An 18,539-nucleotide genomic window follows, 5' to 3' on the forward strand; every position below is an offset into this window, starting at 1 on the left:
GTAGGGCGGATAAGCCGCAGGCGCATCCGCCGCAACCGGTACCGACCACCTTACGTCAGTCACTATTTTGCTTCCCTTCAATTAAAGCCAGGGCCTCACCGACAACCTGTTGATGAGGGCTTCCCGCTCCCGTGTCCGCCAAAGCCTCCAGGACCTTCTCGCGGAACCAGACGTCATGCGCCTCCTGATCAGTTGTAAGGCCTGCGGGCAATCCCCCTTCTTTGCTGACACGGGTCAACAGAATACGGACAGCGTCTGACACCGTCAGGCCAACATCGGCCAGCTTTTGTGCCGCATCCGCTTTGAGTTTGTCATCTACCCGGACATGCAACATTGATGTATGGGCCATGATTGCTACCTCCAAAACTAAGCATGCTTCATTTTGTATCTCATTTGAGATACAGTCAAGCGGAAGAGGCCTTAAATGGAACAGTATTTGGAAGAGATGCTAGGCTAATGGCATTAAAGTCCCCATATAGCTCTCTATGTGGGCCAAAGTTGATTTGCCACCCTGACATAACACCAAAAGGCACAGTTAAAACATGGAATATAGCCTAGAGAACTCCAACGGCATCATTCGCCGATGGATGTACGGCGAAAAGCTGGAGCATTTCCTTCAAAAGGATGCAGACTCGATACTAGGAGAGCTGGGCAGGCACTCCCTTGGCAGCATTGAATCCACTCAGAGGAATGCCTGGAGCGATCAGATTCGCATTATGAAATCTGTTGCGTTCCCGGAGTCGCTGGCTTCAGAAGCTCGCATTTACTTCGAGCTCACCGTGCCGAGGTTAGGTCGTCGCGCCGATGTTGTACTGATAATCGGACACATCATGTTTATCTTAGAGTTCAAAGCGGGTGAATCCACTTTTAACCGTTCGGCACTTGATCAAGTATGGGACTACGCGCTTGATTTTAAGAATTTCCACGACGCCAGTCACGCTCTGAATATTATTCCTGTATTGATTGCGACAGAAGCCCCCAGGCAACCTGTGACGATATGTTCTAGCACCCATAACGACGGGCTGACTCAACCAACCTGCGTAGCGCCCAGTCAAATCGGGGATATCATCCACAACGGCCTAGCTCATTTTCGCGCTCCACTTATTGATGCGGAAGCTTGGGAGCGTGGCCGATACATGCCAACTCCAACCATCGTTGAGGCAGCCCGCGCGCTCTACGCCGGACATGCGGTAGAAGATATATCACGCAGCGACGCTGGCGCGCAGAATCTGCAGGTCACCGCCAAGAAGGTCGACACTATCATTGAGCACTCTCGCAGTGAACGTCGAAAAGCGATCTGCTTCGTGACCGGAGTTCCCGGCGCTGGCAAGACGCTGGTAGGACTGGACGTGGCCACCCGGCACCTCAATCCCAACAGCGAGACTTACAGCGTATTCTTGTCGGGCAATGGACCGTTAGTGGCGGTATTGCGTGAAGCATTAACCCGGGACCGAGTGGAACAGACCCGCCAATTGGGAAACGTCATACGTAAAGGCGACGCCAAGAAAGAAGTCGAAACCTTTATTCAGAACGTGCATCATTTCCGCGATGAGTATTTAAATGACGCTGGCGCCCCTCCCGAACACGTCGTTTTATTTGACGAAGCTCAACGAGCCTGGACCCTCTCGCAAACTAGTAGCTTTATGCAGCAAAAGAAAGGAAAACCGGATTTTAATCAGTCTGAACCGGAGTTCCTAATTTCCTGTCTTGACCGCCATCACGATTGGTCTGTCGTAATTTGTCTGGTAGGCAGCGGACAGGAAATAAATACTGGAGAGGCTGGCATTAGTGAGTGGTTCGACGCCATATTGAAGCGTTTTCAATCGTGGGATGTCTATTTATCATCGAACCTTACCGAAGCAGAGTACCGAGGCGGAGAGACGTTTCAGCGAATAATTCACCGCCCTAATACCTACGTGGATAGCAATTTACACCTCGCCACCTCAATGCGCTCGTTTCGCGCCGAAACACTAAGCCGCTTCGTGCGTGAAGTGCTCGACCTCGAAGTCGAATCTGCTAAAGCCACTCTTTCTGGCCTCCAGGAGCGCTACCCCATTGTGCTTACTCGAAACCTGTCCCGCGCCAAACAGTGGCTTCGCCAACAGGCCCGAGGTTCGGAGCGCTATGGAATTGTCGTCTCTTCACGTGCAGAACGCCTTAAGCCCCACGCCATCGACGTCCGTGTTAAAACTGACCCCGTAAAATGGTTTCTCGAAGGAAAAGAAGACACCCGATCTTCCTATTATCTCGAGGACGTTGCCACGGAATTTCAGGTTCAAGGCCTGGAGCTAGACTGGGCCTGTGTTGTATGGGATGGAGACCTTCGTTTCAACGGCGACCAATGGGCGCACAACCAATTCCGTGGCTCACGATGGACCCGGATCAATAAGGTTGATCGAAAACGCTACTTAGAGAACGCTTACCGAGTGCTCCTGACGCGTGCGCGACAAGGCATGGTAGTCGTCGTGCCCGAAGGAGACGGCAATGACGCGACTCGGCCCCACGACTACTACGACCCCACTTACAACTATTTAAAGTCACTGGGATTAAAGACCCTCTGAGAGACGGCAGACAGGACGGGCTAGTGGTCCACCTATCTACCATTCAAAATCACTTGCTCACCAATGCCAAAATGGTCTTAATCTGTCAGGCACAATCTTTGCGCTCCTTGACGGTGCAGGGCCGGAGGCTGATGCTATAAAGAGGGAGCCGATCAGAAGCCTTGCTGTGGGCAAAGTGAGATGGGGGTTGAATACGGCTCTATCCGCCGTCACCTACCTTATAGCACCTCTGCTACACTCAAAGATCACCTGATCCGGAGCCCCCCATGAAGCATCTACATATCGATATCGTGTCCGACATTGCCTGCCCCTGGTGTGCCATTGGCTACGCCCGGCTGGATCGGGCGAAGCAGGCGCTGGCGGGGGAGATCGAGTTTACCGAGCAGTGGCGGGCCTTTGAGCTGAACCCGGACGATGACGCCGAGCCCGAGCCCATTCTGCCGGCGCTGGCGCGCAAGTACGGCCGGCCGGAGTCGGAGATGCGGGACGCCCAGGCCGATATGATGGCCATTGCCAGGTCGCTGGGGATCAACTTTGAGAAGATGCAGGAGCGCTATACCTGCAATACCTTTGATGCCCACCGGCTGGTCAAGTGGGCCGCCACCCACGATAAGGCCACTTTCATGAAGAAAGCACTGTTCGAGGCCTATTTCGGGCGTGCCGAGGACGTCTCCAAAACCGGGGTGTTGCTCGGCTGCGCCGAGGCCGCCGGGCTGGATGCGGACGAGGCGCAGCGGGTTCTGGAGAGCGACGATTTCGCCCAGGCGGTCATGGACGAGGAGCAGACGTATCAGCGCGCCGGTGTTACGGCTGTGCCGGGGTTTATCGTGAATGATCAGTATCTGATTTCTGGTGCGCAGGATTCTGAGACGTTGGTGGAGGCGTTTCGGAATATTGCGAAGGAGTCGGAGGGGGAAGTTGAGTAGATATAGGTTTTGAGGGATTTGGCCAGGGCGGCGATCAGGTTATGGAAAGGAGGTAACGGTTGCGTTGGGTTGCGGCGGATGCGCCTTAGGCTTATCCGCCCTACGGAAAGTAGTGTAGGGCGGATAAGGTTGGGGGTTAGTCCTCGCCTTCCAGGGTTCTGATGTAGGCTACGACATCTTTCAGCGCCTGGTCGTCGGGTAGCATGTTGGCGAAGGTTGCCATCTGCTGGCCGAGCTCGTCGCGCGGGTCTGAGCCGCGGGCGCCGGAGCGGTAGTTTTCCAGTTGCTTCAGCAGGTACCAGTCGGCCTGGCCGGCGAGGGCCGGGGCGCCCAGGTCGCGGTTGCCCTGACCTTCGGCGCCGTGGCAGGAGGCGCAGCTGCCATAGTGCTGCTCACCCAGCTCGGCATTGCCCTCTACGGTCGCCGAGGTCTCTCTGCGCTCCAGGGTATTCAAGTAATCCGCCAGATCGGCAATGGGGCGCATGGGCTCGGGTTCGGTTTTCAGGAACTCGAGAGCCGCTCGCATGGAAATGCCATCGGGATCGCGGAAGTGTGTGCCGCGCACGCCGGCGTGAAACTTCTGCAGCTGGGTCTGCGCATACCACTCTTCCATGCCCGCGATGGGCGGTGCCGCCTGGGCTCGATCCCCCCCGGCATCGCCGCCGTGACAGCCCGCGCAGTGCTGCTGGTAGAGGGTTTCACCTCTCGAGGCACTGCTCCACTCCCTGAAAGTCGGCTCGAAGCCGTGTTCTTCACTGTATTCGGCGTAAGCCTCTTCCTCAACCTGGTCGAAGTTCAGCTCCAATCCCGGCGAGCGCAGCTTGAGCGCCATTTGTGCGTCGCTGCCCAGCTTGTCAACCAGCGCCTGAAAAGCGGTCAGCTCTGAATCGCTGGGCTCGGCGCCCCGTTCGCGCCAGAGGTCCAACACCACCAGGCTCATCAAACCCAGACGCTCGGTGGGCAGCTCGGACCAGTCCTGCAGGGTGTCGGTCAGATCGTCGACATCGTCGGCGAGAAAGCGTTTGGTCAGGATGTATTCGGGCGTCTGCTCGTGATTTTCAAAGTTGTTCAGCAGGTTGCCCTCGAAGGTGATGTCCGGGTTGATCATCGCCTGCCAGTAGTGGGCATCATGGGTCAGCGCCGCGAGGGTGAACGCCTGTGCCGACCACTCGTCGATGGGCAGTTCGGTACGTTGACGCAGCAGCTGCTCGCCCGCCTGCTCCGACGGTTCCTGCCCGGCGAGTGCCAGCAGCGCCCACAGCCGTGCGCGCGGTTCTTCATCCTCAAGCGACTCGGCCGCAAGCGCCAGATCGATGGGCGTGTCGTTTTCCACCAGTGCCTGTACCGCGTTTTTGCGGGTGGCGCCGGAGGGGTGAGCCAGCGCGCTCTGTACGGCTTCGGACGCTTCATCGGAGGTCGCGGTAAAGGCGCCCAGCCCGTGCAGGGTCCAGATGGCATGAATGGAGGCCACGTCCAGCCCCAATGAGTCGCGCTCAGGCTTGCCGGTCAGTATGGCCCGCAGTGCCGGAACGGCATCGGTGCGCTCTTCGGTGACCAACAGGCGCTGGGCGGTCATGCGCCAGAACATGTTGTCGTTGGACAGGGTGTCCACCAGGGTCGCGGTATCGGCATCGCTCAGATCCAGCGGCTGGTAGTCGGGCGCATCTTTGGCCACCAGACGATAAATCCGGCCGCGCTCGCGGTCGCGCAACGGGTTGACGTGCGCATTGCCCTTGCCTTCTTCGGCATCAAAACCGGCCGATTCTTTGGAGGGAATCGGGTTGTGCTGGATGATGAAGTTGTACCAGTCAGCCACCCACAGTTGCCCGTCGGGGCCCACTTCCATATACACCGGCGAGAGCCACTCATCGGTGCTGCTCAGGATCGAGCCACGGTTTCTGGCTTTATAGCTCACGCTGTCGGGCTGTGCATCGATAAAGAACTGGCCGAGCAGGTGCGCCGTGGGCTCACCCATGAAGGCGCCGCGGTTCCAGAATTTTTCCGGATAGGCGCGCGCGGTATAGAGGCTCAGACCGGAGCCGGCCGTGTAGCGGCCATGGAAGTCGACCTGGAGAAAGTTGTAGGTGGACGGGAAGACGTTCGGGAAGTCGTCAATCTGGGCGGCCATCTGCGGCGCGACGGCATCATCTTTGCCGTAGACATAGTTGCGCCACAGGGGGACATGAAAGATGGGGGCGTTGTTGGCGGTAGAGCCGAACACCTCAAAGTCTTCACTGAAGGCCAGGCCCCAGGTGTTGTTGTTGAACTGACCGATGGGCTCAATGTTGGTGCCATCGAGATCCATCCGGTAGACGCCGTTCTGGAAGCTCTCGCCGTCTTCATCTTCCGGCGCTTCGGAGTAGCCGACCGCGCCCCAGAGGCGATTGTCGTGCCCGTACTCGAGGTTGGATGGGCCCGCATGGGTATCCCGGGTGCCCCAGCCGGTGTTGAGCACTTCGCGCACATCGGCCTTGCCGTCACCGGTGGTGTCTTTGAAGAACAGGAAGTCCGGGGCCTGCGACACCACAAAACCGCCGTTGAGGGGCGTGATGCTGGTGGGAACACTCAAGCCGTCGGCGAACACTTCGCAGCCATTGGCTTGGCCGTCGCCATCGGTGTCTTCACACACGCTGATACGATCGTTACCTCTGCCATCTTCCGCCTGGTCGTTGGGATAGTCCACGGATTCGAGTACGAACAGGCGGCCCTGTTCGTCCCAGGTGAAGGCGATGGGATTGACGATATCCGGCTCGCTGACGAACAGCTGCAATTCAAAACCTTCCGGCACCATGGTCAGAGCCATGGAGTCTTCAACGCTGAAGGCTTTCTGGAATTTCGGGGCCGGCTCGATGCGCCGGTAGTTGGGCACGGTGCCCTCCTCCTGGTAGGTCGCTTCCGGCAGCGTCTCGACCAGGGCGCGATTGGCCTCGCGCTTTTCCTCGCCCACACTCCAGAGAATGCCGCGAATCAACAGGTCGTGAAATTCCGGTTGCCCCCAGGTCCGCTCGTCGTGGCCGTAGGCGGTGTAGAACACCCGGCCCTCGCCCTGCTCGCGCACCCAGGTCCAGGGCTCCTCCTCGCGCAGCATCAGCTCGGTGCGGCCTTCTTCGTTGTGGTCGCTGTGAACGTAGGTTTCATCCCAGGTCTCAAAGGGCTCGAAACCCTGCATGACCGGGTGATCTTCCTGCCCCGGCGCGATGGTGGCGGTAAACTCGCCGGCACCGTGGCTCTTGAAACGGCCGCCGACCAGGTCGACGTAGTCATCAGAGTGACCGAAGCAGGCGCTGGCACTGTGGATGGGCAGGAAGGCACCGCCCTCTTCCACAAAGCGCAGCAGCGCCTCTTCGCGCTCGCTGGACAGCTCGCCGTAGTTGGCGTACAGCATGACCGCATCCACGTCGGCCAGGCCTTCATCGCTCAAGCGGTCGAGATTTTCGACATACTCCATGAAGATCTTTTCACGCCCCAGCGACTGATTGAACAGCGGCGCGTTCTGGTAGGACATGTGGATGCCATCGCCTTCGCGATGGCCGTGGCCGATAAACAACAGATTGATGACGCCATCGTCTTCGCTCGTTGCCGAAGAATCAGGTTCACTGCCTGCTTTGGAACAGCCGATGGCCGGAAGCAACAGTGCCGACAGGAGCAAAGTGCCAAGGCGGGGCCGCCAGGCGGCCCACTTTGTGTTGAGTTTATTCATATTATTACCGCTTTCTCACAGTTTGGTGTCAGGTACAACCGGTCTCTTTGGATCATTGTTTTTGTTGTTCTCGACGAGGTGTTATTCCACCTCGAGCGTAAACGCCGGCATGTGCTTCAGTTCGCCATTCGCCATCGCGGATTCGTGCGCGAGAATGCCCACACAGGTGATGTTGGCCGACTCGATCACATTGGGATAGGCGTTGTAGTTCTCCAGCACGGCGCGGATGAAGTTGTGCACCAGGTGCGGGTGGGAACCACCGTGACCGCCACCCTGGGTGAAGCTCAGGTGCTCGTGCTCTTCATCGTAGACGCCCTGGCCGGTAAACGACTGAATCTCTTCCGGCAGCAGGTGCGCGTAGTCCGGCACTTTGACTTTCTCTGGCACATCCGGCTCGGGCTTGCCGCGCGTGTGCATGACCGGGTCTTCGCCTTCGATCAGGGGCCACTCGTAGGATTTTTCCGAGCCGTAGACATCGAAACTCTCGCGGTACTGACGGGCGGTGTCAAACAGCGAGCGGTAAATGCGCGCGCCCACGTCAGAGTCTTTCATCTGAATGTGGCAGGACTCGATCGCAAAGGGCGAGCCGTAGATTTTGGCAAACTCATCGCGGATCTTGCCCGAGCCGATGCACTGCACCTGGCTGGCCAGCTTGCGCTGCAGGCCCAGTACGGGGCCGACGCAGTGAGTCGCGTAGTGCATGGGCGGCATGCCCTCCCAGTAGCTGGGCCAGCCTTCCATGTCCTGCTGGTGGCTGGCCTGCAGGAACTGAATGCGGCCCAGATCGCCACGGTCATACATCTCTTTGACGAACAGGTACTCGCGGCTGTAGACCACGGTTTCCATCATCATGTAGGTCTTGCCGCTGGCCTTGGCGGCTTTTACGATGCGCTCGCAATCTTCCACGGTGGTGGCCATGGGCACGGTACAGGCCACGTGCTTGCCCGCCTCTAGCGCCATGATGCTGTGCCGGGCGTGGTCGCCAATGGGGGTATTGATGTGCACCGCGTCCACATTGGGGTCGGCCAGCATGTCTTCGTAGGTGGTATAGCGACCGTTTTCGGCCACGTCAAACTTGTCGGCCAGCTCGTTCAGGCTGTCTTTGTTGCGCTGGCACAGAGCCACCACTTCGGCGTTGGGGTGCGCCTGGTAAATGGGAATGAACTCGGCACCAAAGCCCAGGCCAACCAGTCCTACTCGCAATTTGTCGTTATTCGCCATGGTTCAATCTCTCCTAGTCAGATATTTCAGTAAAGCTTATGGTTATGCCTGCGTCCACCAGCGGCGCAGGAACTCCAGCCCTCGGCGGGCAAATTCATCCTGGGTGGGGGCGAAGCGGCGCCAGATGCACACGGCCTCGGCCAGACCGGACGCGTCCGGGGTAAAGCTCTCGATCGACAGCTTGCCGTCGTAACCCACCGCACGCAGGCCCTCGCGCAGCCCGGCCCAGTCGCTGTTGCCGTCGCCGGGTACGCCCCGATGGCTGTCCGAGACCTGCACGTGCACCAGCCGGTCCCCGGCCTGTTTGACCGCCGCGCGAAAGTCGGTTTCTTCGATGTTCATGTGAAAGCTGTCCAGGGCAATGCCCAGGTGGGGGCTGCCCACATCCGCGAGCATGCGTTGGGCGTCCTCGACGGTGCAGACCATGTCGGTTTCAAAGCGGTTAAGCGGCTCCAGCCCCAGACGAACCCCGAGCTCGCCCGCTGTTTTCGACAGCTGGGCCAGGCTCGCCACCGAGCGCTCCCACTCGGCGGTGCGCAGCGCTTCTGTGGACAGGCGGGGCTTGGCCACTGGGGCATAGAGCGGACCAACTAGAACGCTGGAGCCCAGGCCCTCGGCCAGCTTCAGACAGGACTCGAAGTACATCAGGGCTCTGCGGCGGACCTGGGGATACTCGCTACTCAGGTCGCGATCTCCCACCACGGCGGTACAGACCACCGCTTCCAGCCCGAGGTCCTTCAGGACCGGGCGGAGCTGATCCACATCGTAATGCGAGGGGTCTTCAACCGGGAATTCCACAAAATCAAAGCCCAACTCCGCGATCTTTTGCAGCAGCTCCACCTGATCACTGGTAAAAGGCGATGTCCACAACCAGGTGCTGGCGCCAAATTGCATAATAATGTCCCCAAGTTCAGATTTTTGACTGGGGCTTATGCTAGCCCGATTGTCCAGGCGTGGCTTGTACCTTGTCGTAAAAAAATTGTATTATTTCGACATGATTCCATTAGACACGTGGCTGGCAGAACTCGACCCAAGGCACTCAGCCGGGCTGCTGTTCGAGTATATGCCCAGCGTGCTGTACTTCGTCAAAGACCGCGACGGCCACATCATGACGGGCAATCAGGCCTTTGCCGAGCGCTGTGGCTGTCCCAGCGCCCAGGCGCTTTACGGTCGCCGGGATGACACCCTCTTTCCGCTGTACATGGTGGAAAAATTTCGCCGCGATGATGCCGCTGTGTTTCGCACGGCCGAGCCGCTACACGACCTGATCGAACTCTTCCCCACCCGCGAGGGGCTGCCCGAGTGGTGTGTCACTCATAAAGTACCGCTGTTCAACCGAAAGGGGGAGGTGGTGGGCTTGTGTGGCATTGTGCAGAGCTATGAACGCATGCACGACCATCACCAACGACCGATTTTCAAGGTGGTGGAGCATATCCGCTCACACTACGCCGAACGCCTGAACATACCCGATATCGCGCAGCAGTTCGGTTTTTCCCAACGACAGATGGAGCGTCGTTTTGTCGAAACCTTCGGGGCGAGCCCCCGGGAGTATATTATTCGCCTGCGCATTCTGATCGCCTGCGAGCAGCTGCGTACCGGCACGGCCCCCATTTCAGAGGTCGCCCTCGACTGCGGCTTTTACGATCACAGCAGTTTCATCCGCCACTTCAAACGGATGCTGGGCTCCACGCCGCTGGCCTACCGTAAACACCACTTCGGGCAGGCCAGCCAATGATCAACTCACTAAAAAGGCCGGTCGATTCACTCCAGCTCAAAGACGAAATTGCAATATTGAGCGAAGTTTTAGCGTTTGTTTGCTATAAGGTTTATGCCCGGCACTTTTGGTGCGGGTGCTCTGGCTCCATCCGGTTTCGGCCATTGGCTTTGGCCCGATAAAGGGCCTCGTCTGCGCGGCTCAAGGCATCGTGAATGTTCTGATCCTCGAGCCGAACCTGCACGACTCCACCGCTGAGTGTGCAGTCAATCTCAACCTCTCCCGAGCTGACCGTTTGATCTGCAACCACCGCACGGAGCCGTTCCGCCACCGATTGCGTGGTTTCCCAGTCGCTGTCGGGCAGCAGAATGGCAAACTCTTCGCCCCCTACCCGCCCCAACAGGTCGACGGAACGCAAGGCGGCCCGCCAGCGTTTACAGACCACCTCCAGAACCTTGTCGCCCGCCGCGTGACCGTACTGATCGTTGACGTCTTTGAAGTGGTCCAGGTCCAGCATCAGCAGGCCGATGGGTGTGTGAGACCGCTGCGCGCGCTCGACCTCTTCGTTCGCACGTTCGAGAAAGTGGCCGCGGTTGAGCTCCTTTGTCAGGGGGTCGTACCAGGCCATATCGCGCAGCACACACTCTCTCTGTTTGCGATCGGTAATGTCGCGGAAGAACCAGACCCGTCCGAAATAATGCCCGTTGTCGGCGTGCAACCCCATGGAGTGACGCTCAAGCACCGTCCCGTTCCTCAATTCCAGCTCGGTGTGATCCTCTTCATACGGGCGCTCATAGAGCTCCTGAACTCGTCGGATGAACGCTTCCGGGTCCTTGAGCTGAGCCAGGGCGGCATTCATCAGCTTCTCTTCGGGGATGGTGCCGTTTTCATCCAGGTTGGCATCGAGGTAATCGGTGGGGATTTGCCAGGTTTCGATAAAACGCTGGTTGTAGGAAACAATAACGCCATCGCCATCGACGACCAGAATGCCATCGGGGGAAGCTTCCTGAATGGTGCGCAGGAGTGATCGATCAAACTCCGCACTGCTTTGGTAAGCCGTGTGGTAGCGTCTTTTCGGTTCGGGTTCAACATCCATCATTTGCGTCACTGTCCCAGATTGATGTCCATCACTTTTTCCTGAAAGTGCTTACAAGCACGCGTTAGAATCCAGTCTAGTACAGATTGTTCCCAACATGGCGCTGATCTCTCAATGAATTCGGCCAATGAATCGGAACAATGGATCCGACGCCTTTGACCATTCACACACCGAAGAACCGATAAAAACGGGCCAGCCTCCCTTGGGCATCATGGAGCGCGATAGGCTCAAAAGTCACTGTAGTGTGCGGCTGACGCTGCGACAGAGCGAAGGCATCCAGCGGAAATACCGTACCCAGCTTGGGGTAACCTCCAATGGTCTGACGGTCTTTGAGCATGATGATGGGCTGACCGTCGGGCGGTATTTGAACCGTGCCAAAACCGAGCCCCTCAGACACAATGCCGCCCTGTTGCGGGCGCAAGGCTTCGCCCGACAGGCGCACGCCCATGCGATCGCTCTGGGCCGAAATCTGATAATCAGATTGACACAGTTTTTCCAAAAGCCCGGCACCGACTGCTTCGGACTGGTCGCTCGCAATGACCCTGAGGACCAGCGGCCGTTGATAGTCCGGCAGGTACCGCCAGGGCACCCGTAGCGAAGGGCCCGTGCCCTCGGCGCAGGGCAGAAAGTCGCCCTTTGCCAGCGGCCGGCCCCAACCGTCCAGTCCGCCGATCTGTTCGCGCATGACGGTGGAGACGGACCCGAAAGTGGGCGCAATATCGAACCCACCCTGCACCGCCAGGTAACCCCTCACACCCCCACGGGGATGCCCAAAGTGCAGCCGGTCACCGGGCGTGACCGCAAAGGTCTGCCAGGGCGCGAGCACGCGGCCGTTCAATGTGGCCTGCAAGTCGGCGCCGGTAATGGCCATGCGGGTGGCGACCTTTGCCTGCAGTTGCAGACCGCCCAGACAGATTTCCAACTGGGCGCTGCCGGGCGGATTCCCCAACAGGCGATTGGCCCAGAGAAAGGCATGCTCGTCGGCCGCGCCTCCGGGGGACAGTCCCAGATGCTGATAGCCAAAGCGCCCCAGGTCCTGCACCAGGGTCAGGACGCCGGGGTTGATGACCCGGATGCCAGCCGCCGTCTCGCGCGCCATCAGATCACGCCTCCGGCCTCGAGAAATTGCGCCCGCCCGACCGGTACAAAGCGGACCCGGTCGCCGGCGGCCAACGGGCAGAGCGTCTCCCGCTCCCGGTCGAACAGGATCATGGCGGTGCGACCCAGAAGGTTCCAGCCACCCGGGGTGGCAATGGGGTAGACGGCTGTCTGCCGGTCGGCCAGTGCCACAGAACCGACGGGGACGCGCTCACGCGGCGTGGCCAGCCGGGGCGTCGCGATGGACTCGGGCGCATGGCCCATATAGGCAAAGCCCGGCGCAAAGCCGATGGCAAACACCACGTACTCGCACTCGCTGTGCCGGCGGATGAGCTCCTCGATACTGAGTTGATGGTGCGCGGCCACGCGCTCCAGGTCGGGCCCGACCTCGGGGTCATACCAGACGGGGATTTCCACCAGACGTCCAACCTGGGGCTGGCGTTCGTCGAGCTGGCCCAAGAGCCGGGTGATTTTCCGGCCGAGGCTGTCAAAGTCATTCTGCACCGGATCGTAGACCACCATCAGGGTGGTGTAGGAGGGCACCAGGTCTTTCACCTGCCCTTTGAGCCCCTGCGCCAGGCGGTCGGTGGCCACCCGAATGCGGGGCACCTGCGCCGGGTCGATGGTGTCGCCAAAGCGGATGATCAACGCATCGGCTCCGGCGTTCTCGATGCGCCAGGCCGTCATGCCGGGGCATCACCGTAGTGGCGATCCAGAGCGGCGCGAAGATTCTTCACTGCGCGGACCGATTCGTCATTGTCGCCGTGCACACAGAGGGTATCCGCCTCGAGCTCGATGCGTGTGCCCTCGAGCGTTTTCACCGCGCCCTCGCGCGCAAGCATCAGGGATTGTTCCAGAATGGCACTCTCATTGTGGTAGACCGAACCCGCAATGGAGCGAGCCACCAGAAAGCCGTCCCGGTCGTAAGCACGGTCGGCGAAGGCTTCAAACAACAGGGGCACTTCGAACTCTTCGGCAATTGTTCTCAGAGGCGTGTTGTCGGTCCGGGCCAAAACCACCAACGACAGCGTCCGGTCATAGGAGGCCACTGCCTCGAGTACGGCGCGAAGAATGTCGTGGTCTTTCATCATGTCGTTGTAGAGGGCGCCGTGGGGTTTGACGTAGTGCAACGGCTGCCCCTGTGCCCGGCTGATGCCCTCCAGCGCCCCGACCTGGTATTGCACCAGGGCGGTGATTTCGCGCGGGCTGCACTGCATGCTGCGCCGGCCAAAGCCCACCAGGTCCGGGTAGCTGGGGTGCGCCCCGATGCGGGTGCCGGCCTGTTTGGCCAACAGCACCGTACGGGTCATGGTGACCGCGTCGGAGGCATGAAAGCCGCAGGCGATACTGGCCATATCCACCAGTGGCATCACCTCTTCGTCCCGCCCCATGGTCCAGGGACCAAAGCTTTCGCCCATGTCGCAGTTGAGAAGGAGCCGGTTCTGGCCTAATGTCATAGGTGCCTCATCAAACATCAGTGATAGCACCAGTTTACCCTATCGATCAGAATCGGTTCGAGGGGCGTTGAGTCGCCGGGTCGACCGCATGCTTACGACCAGGCCTGTATATAGTATTGTCTTACCACGAGTGCTACCATTCATTTCTGGTCAAAAACCGTCACAAACAATAATGCTAGAGAGTGGAGAATCACCGCATGAGATTCCTTGCACGCGCCCTGTCACTATGCACATTACTACTGGTATTTGGTTGTCAGCATACAGCGGATACCCCACCCCGGGAGTTCACGCCCGAGTCCGTCAAGGCTCTGACCAAAAAAGTGGCCGACTGGCAAATCGAGCACTTCGACGAGCAGGGCAAATACCGCGCCCTGCCCCAGGACCCACCGGAGTGGGCCAACCGCGAGCAGTACCACGACCTGGAGTGGCACAACGGCGCGCTCTACGCGGGCATGAACCAGTGGCGCAAAATCGCCGACGATCCCAAATACACCGAATGGTTGAAAATGATCGGCGAACGCAATGACTGGACGTTACACAAACGCCCCTACCACGCCGATGACCATGTCGTGGGCCAGTTCTATCTTTCTCTGTACGAAGACTTCAACAACCCGGAGATGATCAAGCCCCTGCGGAAGCAGTTTGACTGGATTCTGGACAACCCGAAAACCGGTACCCTGGACTGGAATGCCGAAAACACCCACGCTCACGACCGCTGGGGCTGGTGTGACGCCCTGTTTATGGCGCCCCCGGTCTGGGCACGACTGGCAAAAGTCACCGGAGAGGAGAAATACCTGGACTTCATGCACCAGGAGTACCTCGCCACCTACGATCTGCTCTGGAGTGAGGAAGACCAACTCTTTTTCCGGGACTCCAGCTTCTTCGATCAGTACGAAGAAAATGGGGAGCACATCTACTGGTCCCGTGGCAACGGTTGGGTGTTCGCCGGTCTGGCTCTGATGATTCCCGACCTGCCTCAAGACTGGGAGCATCGTGACTTTTATCTGGCTCTCTACAAAAAAATGGCCCGGAAGATCCGGTCCATCCAGCGCGAGGATGGCACCTGGTCCATGGGCCTGCTCGGAGACCCTGAGCACTACCCGATCAAGGAAACCAGTGGCACCGCCTTTTTCACTTTTGGCCTGGCCTGGGGCATCAATGAGGGCGTTCTCGATCGGGACACCTATCAACCGGTGGTAATGAGTGCCTGGGAGGAACTGGCCGATGCGGTCACCGAGGAGGGGCTTCTGGGGCATGTTCAACCGGTTGGTGCCGAACCGGGGGAGTCTTTTCCGGATTACACCGAGGTCTATGGCGTAGGCGCCTTTCTGGCCGCAGGTTCGGAAGTCTACAAACTGCTTGAATCACAAGAAACAGCCAAGGCAAAAGAAACCGACCACACCGTTCAGACTTTCATGTACAACGGCGGCTGGTGCTGGTTTCAGGATCCGCGCGCCATCATCCACGATGGCCAACTGATTGTCGGCGGCGTGGCCGGAAACGGCATCGGCGATGCGGCGGTGGGTGTGTACGACCTGGAAGAGAACACCATTCTGGGCCGCACCACCCTGCACAAGCACTTCGACCATGACGATCACAACTCTCCCGCGTTTTTTGCCCGCCCGGACGACAGCCTGCTGGCGGTGTACGCCCGTCACAGCACCGAGAACAAGCACTACTACCGCTTTTCCGACACGGACGACCACCTGAACTGGGGCGAAGAGCACACCATCGAGAGCGGTGAGCCGGTCACCTACATGAACCTGTACCACCTGGCCGACGAAGACACCCTGTACAACTTTTACCGGGGCATCGAGTGGAACCCCACCTTCGTCACCTCCGAGGATGAGGGAAAAACCTGGGGCGAGCCCGTTCACTTCATCAAAAGTGAGGTGGAGGGACGCACTCGACCTTACCCCCGTTACGCGAGCAACGGGCAGGACACCGTCGCGGTTTCCTTTACCGACGCTCACCCGCGCGACCACGGCACCAGTATTTACTACGCTGAGTTCCGGAACGGGAATTTCTATACCGCCGATGGCCGTCTGATCAAAAATCTGGAACAGGACGGACCACTGAAGCCATCCGAATCCGAGCGGGTCTATCAGGGTGGCGGTGGCGACTTCCGGGGCCACGAGCTCAGTGCCCACGAAAGCGCCTGGACCAGCTCTATCGTTCTGGACGAGCAGGGTCATCCCCACATCGGCTACTCGCTCTACCTGAGCAACAACGACCAACGCTACCGGCTGGCCTCCTGGGACGGCGAGCAGTGGATCGACCGCGAAGTCGCCCACGCCGGCAGCCGGCTGTACGAGCGCGAGGCCAGCTACACCGGCCTGATCAGTCTCAACCCGGAAGACCCGAGCGAAGTGGTCATTTCAACGGATGTGCACCCCTCGACCGGTGAGGCCCTGGGCGGCAAGCATCAGATCTTCCGCGCTGATATCGGCGAGCAAGACGAAACTTCAACGGTTCAGTGGGAGCAGATCACCCGGGACCCGGCGCGCCACAACATCCGCCCGATGTTCGTCCCGGGTGAGGAGCACGATGCACTCGTCTGGCAGCGCGGCCAATACAACACCTACACCGATTACTACATGGATACCGTCGGAATCATCGAGTAGCTGGGACGCTAATAGCACGGGCGCCCAGCAGGGCGCCCAGATCATACAGCTGCTGCAACAACACTTCTCCTCCGGTCATCAGCGCCTCGGGGTCGATGCCGGGGGCCTCTTCGCTCAGTTGTCGCAGCAAGGCTTCCCCACTTCTGTCCGTCTCTTCCAACAGCGCAAGCAAACGGGCACTGAAGGCGTTCAATGCCATGAAGGCCACCCGATCCTCGCGGTTGCGATAGACCAGCAACCAGGTGGGTTGTTCGGGCGGTTCGACCGGCTGGTATTCGGGAGCAATCTGATGCACCGGGTACTGGTATTCGAGCAACCAGGCCAGCGGTGACAGCACGGGATGGCCCGCAAGCAGATCATCGTTCAGGTCCGCCAGCTCTGCTTCGCTGGGCGCCGGGGCAATGTCCAGTGCCAGCTCCACCCACTCGTAGTGCAGCAGCTCCGCCATGAAGGGTGGGTCCTCCGGGGTGGCTTCGCGCTGGTCAGACTTCACATAGTCCAGGTACTCGCGCCCGATGTCGCAGAACAGGGGACTCCGGCAGCGGTGGTGCCGCATGAAGTTACGCACCTCCCGCTGCCACCATTGCTCGGACATCAGGGATCTGAATACCGGAAAACCGTTACTGAGAAACCCGTTCAGGTTGTTGAAAAACAGATCCTGATAAATCGCCATGCGCCGGGGCTCAATGTTCTCGGGCTCACCCGCGCGCGGGTCGCGAATCGCGCCGGAAAATTCCAGCAGGGCGTCGCGATAGTCAGAGGGCGCCGACATGAAGCACCTCGCTCTGACGGGCGCGAATGGCACGGGTCTGTTGCAACAACTCCGGCAGCGGCGGAATGTTGAAATCCCGTTCCAGTAACGTGGGACAAGCGCCCACATGGTCGTAGGCCACGTCCAGCAGATGCCACACCGGATCCACCACATCGGCGCCGTGGGTATCCACCAGAAGATCTTCGGCCTCCCGGTAGTGCCCGGCAATGTGCATGTAGTGCACCCGATCGGCTGGCATGGAGCGAATGAACACCTCTGGATCATAGCGGTGATTGATGCTGTTGACGTAGACGTTGTTGACGTCCAGCAACAGATCACAGTCGGCTTCGGCCAGCACCGCCTGAATGAAGGTCGCCTCATCCAGCGCGGCAGCCGGGCCGGTGTTGACCGGCGTGTAATAGGAGACATTTTCCACGGCGATGCGCCGTTCGAGAATATCCTGCACCTGCCGGATTCGTCCGGCGATCCAGCGCACGCCCTCTTCGGTAAAAGGTACGGGCATCAGATCGTACAGATGGCCATCGTCACTGCAGGCACTGAGATGTTCGGTATAGAGCGCGATCCGGTGTTCGTCCAGAAACTGTTTGATCCGCTGAACAAAACCGGTATCCAGCGGAGCGGGGCTGCCCAACGACAGTGACAGCCCGTGAGTGGTAAAGGTGTAGCGTTCGGTCAGCGCGCGAAACTGTTTACCCAGGCGCCCTCCCAGGGCCATCCAGTTTTCCGGGGCCACTTCCAGAAAATCTAGCTCGCCATCGGGCTCCACCGGGAGCTGGCTGAGCAGCTCCCGGCGCAGGCCCAATCCGACGCCTTTATCGGGGGGCGGTTTAGCCACTGTCATGGTTCACCCTTAGCACTAATAGTTCTGAACATTAAAAACTCTTGCCGAAGCGGAGAGCCAGACGAAGCCCGGCGGACTTCGTCTGCTCCTGGCTCAGGTAACGGAGCGATCAGGCACCGCATTTGCCTTCGCCACATTTGCCTTCAGCATCCTTGTCTTCTTTGTCCATGCGATCTTTTTTGTCTTCCCCGCATTTGCCTTCACCACACTTGCCTTCGCCGTCGGCTTTGTCCCTGGCTTTGTCTTCGCCGCATTTACCTTCACCACACTTTCCCTCACCACGCTTGCCTTCTGCATCCTTGCTGTGATCATGTGCCAGTTGCGTATAGCCACTGGACATGGACTCGGCGACAAAGGGGTTTTCCGCAACGGTGGCCTGGCTGCTCAAACCGAGCAACAGGGCGGCACTGGCGGAGGCGATCATGGGCTTGTTGAATGATTTCATGGGTGTGCTCCTTTGGAATTAGAGAGTTGTGTCATAACGAAACCGGGTGCTCGAACCACTCCGATCGTTAACCCGTCTGTCGAA

15 protein-coding genes are annotated in these 18,539 nt (G+C 59.1%); 4 read left to right on the top strand and 11 right to left on the bottom strand.

Features of this window, described 5'->3' with window-relative positions:
* Nucleotides 1-55: 55 nt before the first annotated feature.
* Nucleotides 56-349 (bottom strand): type II toxin-antitoxin system RelB/DinJ family antitoxin, encoded by a 294-nt coding sequence (locus AAE484_RS05690; protein WP_341937379.1) that lies wholly within the window; start codon nucleotides 347-349, stop codon nucleotides 56-58.
* A 193-nt stretch (nucleotides 350-542) separates the two neighbouring features.
* Between AAE484_RS05690 and AAE484_RS05695 the strand changes: the two genes are divergently transcribed.
* On the top strand, nucleotides 543-2,561 hold the full coding sequence (locus AAE484_RS05695) for a DUF2075 domain-containing protein (RefSeq protein ID WP_341937380.1): 2,019 nt from the start codon (nucleotides 543-545) through the stop codon (nucleotides 2,559-2,561).
* Nucleotides 2,562-2,827: 266 nt separating this feature from the next.
* The gene (locus AAE484_RS05700) at nucleotides 2,828-3,487 is read left to right on the top strand and encodes a DsbA family oxidoreductase (protein WP_341937381.1); all 660 of its coding nucleotides are present in this window, start codon (nucleotides 2,828-2,830) and stop codon (nucleotides 3,485-3,487) included.
* A 136-nt stretch (nucleotides 3,488-3,623) separates the two neighbouring features.
* Here AAE484_RS05700 and AAE484_RS05705 read toward each other — a convergent pair whose 3' ends face one another.
* From AAE484_RS05705 to AAE484_RS05715, 3 genes are all read right to left on the bottom strand, one after another.
* Nucleotides 3,624-7,187: a PVC-type heme-binding CxxCH protein gene (locus AAE484_RS05705; RefSeq protein ID WP_341937382.1), complete on the bottom strand. Its 3,564-nt coding sequence runs from the start codon at nucleotides 7,185-7,187 to the stop codon at nucleotides 3,624-3,626.
* 81 nt (nucleotides 7,188-7,268) lie between these two features.
* Entirely contained in the window at nucleotides 7,269-8,408 is a 1,140-nt protein-coding gene (locus AAE484_RS05710) for a Gfo/Idh/MocA family protein (protein WP_341937383.1), read from the bottom strand.
* Nucleotides 8,409-8,450: 42 nt separating this feature from the next.
* Nucleotides 8,451-9,302: a sugar phosphate isomerase/epimerase family protein gene (locus AAE484_RS05715; RefSeq protein ID WP_341937384.1), complete on the bottom strand. Its 852-nt coding sequence runs from the start codon at nucleotides 9,300-9,302 to the stop codon at nucleotides 8,451-8,453.
* A 100-nt stretch (nucleotides 9,303-9,402) separates the two neighbouring features.
* Here AAE484_RS05715 and AAE484_RS05720 point away from each other — a divergent pair, with 100 nt between their 5' ends.
* The gene (locus AAE484_RS05720) at nucleotides 9,403-10,143 is read left to right on the top strand and encodes an AraC family transcriptional regulator (protein WP_341937385.1); all 741 of its coding nucleotides are present in this window, start codon (nucleotides 9,403-9,405) and stop codon (nucleotides 10,141-10,143) included.
* 91 nt (nucleotides 10,144-10,234) lie between these two features.
* On the opposite strand, the gene AAE484_RS05725 is transcribed toward AAE484_RS05720, so the two are convergent.
* The 4 genes from AAE484_RS05725 to AAE484_RS05740 form a co-directional block, all read right to left on the bottom strand.
* Complete coding sequence (locus AAE484_RS05725) at nucleotides 10,235-11,221, bottom strand: sensor domain-containing diguanylate cyclase (protein WP_341937386.1); 987 nt, start codon at nucleotides 11,219-11,221, stop codon at nucleotides 10,235-10,237.
* A 160-nt stretch (nucleotides 11,222-11,381) separates the two neighbouring features.
* Nucleotides 11,382-12,317 carry a 5-oxoprolinase subunit C family protein gene (locus tag AAE484_RS05730; protein ID WP_341937387.1) on the bottom strand — a complete coding sequence of 312 codons (936 nt, stop codon included), beginning with the start codon at nucleotides 12,315-12,317 and terminating at the stop codon, nucleotides 11,382-11,384.
* Nucleotides 12,317-13,003 carry a 5-oxoprolinase subunit PxpB gene (gene pxpB, locus AAE484_RS05735; RefSeq protein ID WP_341937389.1) on the bottom strand — a complete coding sequence of 229 codons (687 nt, stop codon included), beginning with the start codon at nucleotides 13,001-13,003 and terminating at the stop codon, nucleotides 12,317-12,319. The genes AAE484_RS05730 and pxpB overlap by 1 nt, the downstream gene beginning before the upstream one ends.
* Nucleotides 13,000-13,773: a 5-oxoprolinase subunit PxpA gene (locus AAE484_RS05740; RefSeq protein ID WP_341937390.1), complete on the bottom strand. Its 774-nt coding sequence runs from the start codon at nucleotides 13,771-13,773 to the stop codon at nucleotides 13,000-13,002. Before AAE484_RS05740 ends, pxpB begins: the two co-directional genes overlap by 4 nt.
* Nucleotides 13,774-13,970: 197 nt before the next feature.
* On the opposite strand from AAE484_RS05740, the gene AAE484_RS05745 reads away from it, so the two are divergent.
* Entirely contained in the window at nucleotides 13,971-16,397 is a 2,427-nt protein-coding gene (locus AAE484_RS05745) for a glycoside hydrolase family 88 protein (RefSeq protein ID WP_341937391.1), read from the top strand.
* Here AAE484_RS05745 and AAE484_RS05750 read toward each other — a convergent pair.
* From AAE484_RS05750 to AAE484_RS05760, 3 genes are all read right to left on the bottom strand, one after another.
* On the bottom strand, nucleotides 16,387-17,169 hold the full coding sequence (locus AAE484_RS05750; RefSeq protein ID WP_341937392.1) for an HvfC family RiPP maturation protein: 783 nt from the start codon (nucleotides 17,167-17,169) through the stop codon (nucleotides 16,387-16,389). The genes AAE484_RS05745 and AAE484_RS05750 overlap by 11 nt on opposite strands.
* Nucleotides 17,153-18,010 carry an HvfB family MNIO-type RiPP peptide maturase gene (locus AAE484_RS05755; protein ID WP_341937393.1) on the bottom strand — a complete coding sequence of 286 codons (858 nt, stop codon included), beginning with the start codon at nucleotides 18,008-18,010 and terminating at the stop codon, nucleotides 17,153-17,155. The genes AAE484_RS05750 and AAE484_RS05755 overlap by 17 nt, the downstream gene beginning before the upstream one ends.
* A 109-nt stretch (nucleotides 18,011-18,119) precedes the next feature.
* Nucleotides 18,120-18,455, bottom strand: a complete 336-nt coding sequence (locus tag AAE484_RS05760) for an HvfA family oxazolone/thioamide-modified RiPP metallophore (RefSeq protein WP_341937394.1) — start codon at nucleotides 18,453-18,455, stop codon at nucleotides 18,120-18,122.
* Nucleotides 18,456-18,539: the final 84 nt, after the last annotated feature.

Source organism: Marinimicrobium sp. C2-29 (assembly GCF_038419845.1).
In the GTDB taxonomy this organism is placed as follows: Bacteria; Pseudomonadota; Gammaproteobacteria; order Pseudomonadales; family Cellvibrionaceae; genus Marinimicrobium.

Bases quoted from the DNA above. Each gene is read 5' to 3' on its own strand.
- AAE484_RS05690 (WP_341937379.1), bottom strand. From the start codon at position 349: ATGGCCCATACATCAATGTTGCATGTCCGGGTAGATGACAAACTCAAA.
- AAE484_RS05695 (WP_341937380.1), top strand. From the start codon at position 543: ATGGAATATAGCCTAGAGAACTCCAACGGCATCATTCGCCGATGGATG.
- AAE484_RS05700 (WP_341937381.1), top strand. From the start codon at position 2,828: ATGAAGCATCTACATATCGATATCGTGTCCGACATTGCCTGCCCCTGG.
- AAE484_RS05705 (WP_341937382.1), bottom strand. From the start codon at position 7,187: ATGAATAAACTCAACACAAAGTGGGCCGCCTGGCGGCCCCGCCTTGGC.
- AAE484_RS05710 (WP_341937383.1), bottom strand. From the start codon at position 8,408: ATGGCGAATAACGACAAATTGCGAGTAGGACTGGTTGGCCTGGGCTTT.
- AAE484_RS05715 (WP_341937384.1), bottom strand. From the start codon at position 9,302: ATGCAATTTGGCGCCAGCACCTGGTTGTGGACATCGCCTTTTACCAGT.
- AAE484_RS05720 (WP_341937385.1), top strand. From the start codon at position 9,403: ATGATTCCATTAGACACGTGGCTGGCAGAACTCGACCCAAGGCACTCA.
- AAE484_RS05725 (WP_341937386.1), bottom strand. From the start codon at position 11,221: ATGATGGATGTTGAACCCGAACCGAAAAGACGCTACCACACGGCTTAC.
- AAE484_RS05730 (WP_341937387.1), bottom strand. From the start codon at position 12,317: ATGGCGCGCGAGACGGCGGCTGGCATCCGGGTCATCAACCCCGGCGTC.
- pxpB (WP_341937389.1), bottom strand. From the start codon at position 13,003: ATGACGGCCTGGCGCATCGAGAACGCCGGAGCCGATGCGTTGATCATC.
- AAE484_RS05740 (WP_341937390.1), bottom strand. From the start codon at position 13,773: ATGACATTAGGCCAGAACCGGCTCCTTCTCAACTGCGACATGGGCGAA.
- AAE484_RS05745 (WP_341937391.1), top strand. From the start codon at position 13,971: ATGAGATTCCTTGCACGCGCCCTGTCACTATGCACATTACTACTGGTA.
- AAE484_RS05750 (WP_341937392.1), bottom strand. From the start codon at position 17,169: ATGTCGGCGCCCTCTGACTATCGCGACGCCCTGCTGGAATTTTCCGGC.
- AAE484_RS05755 (WP_341937393.1), bottom strand. From the start codon at position 18,010: ATGACAGTGGCTAAACCGCCCCCCGATAAAGGCGTCGGATTGGGCCTG.
- AAE484_RS05760 (WP_341937394.1), bottom strand. From the start codon at position 18,455: ATGAAATCATTCAACAAGCCCATGATCGCCTCCGCCAGTGCCGCCCTG.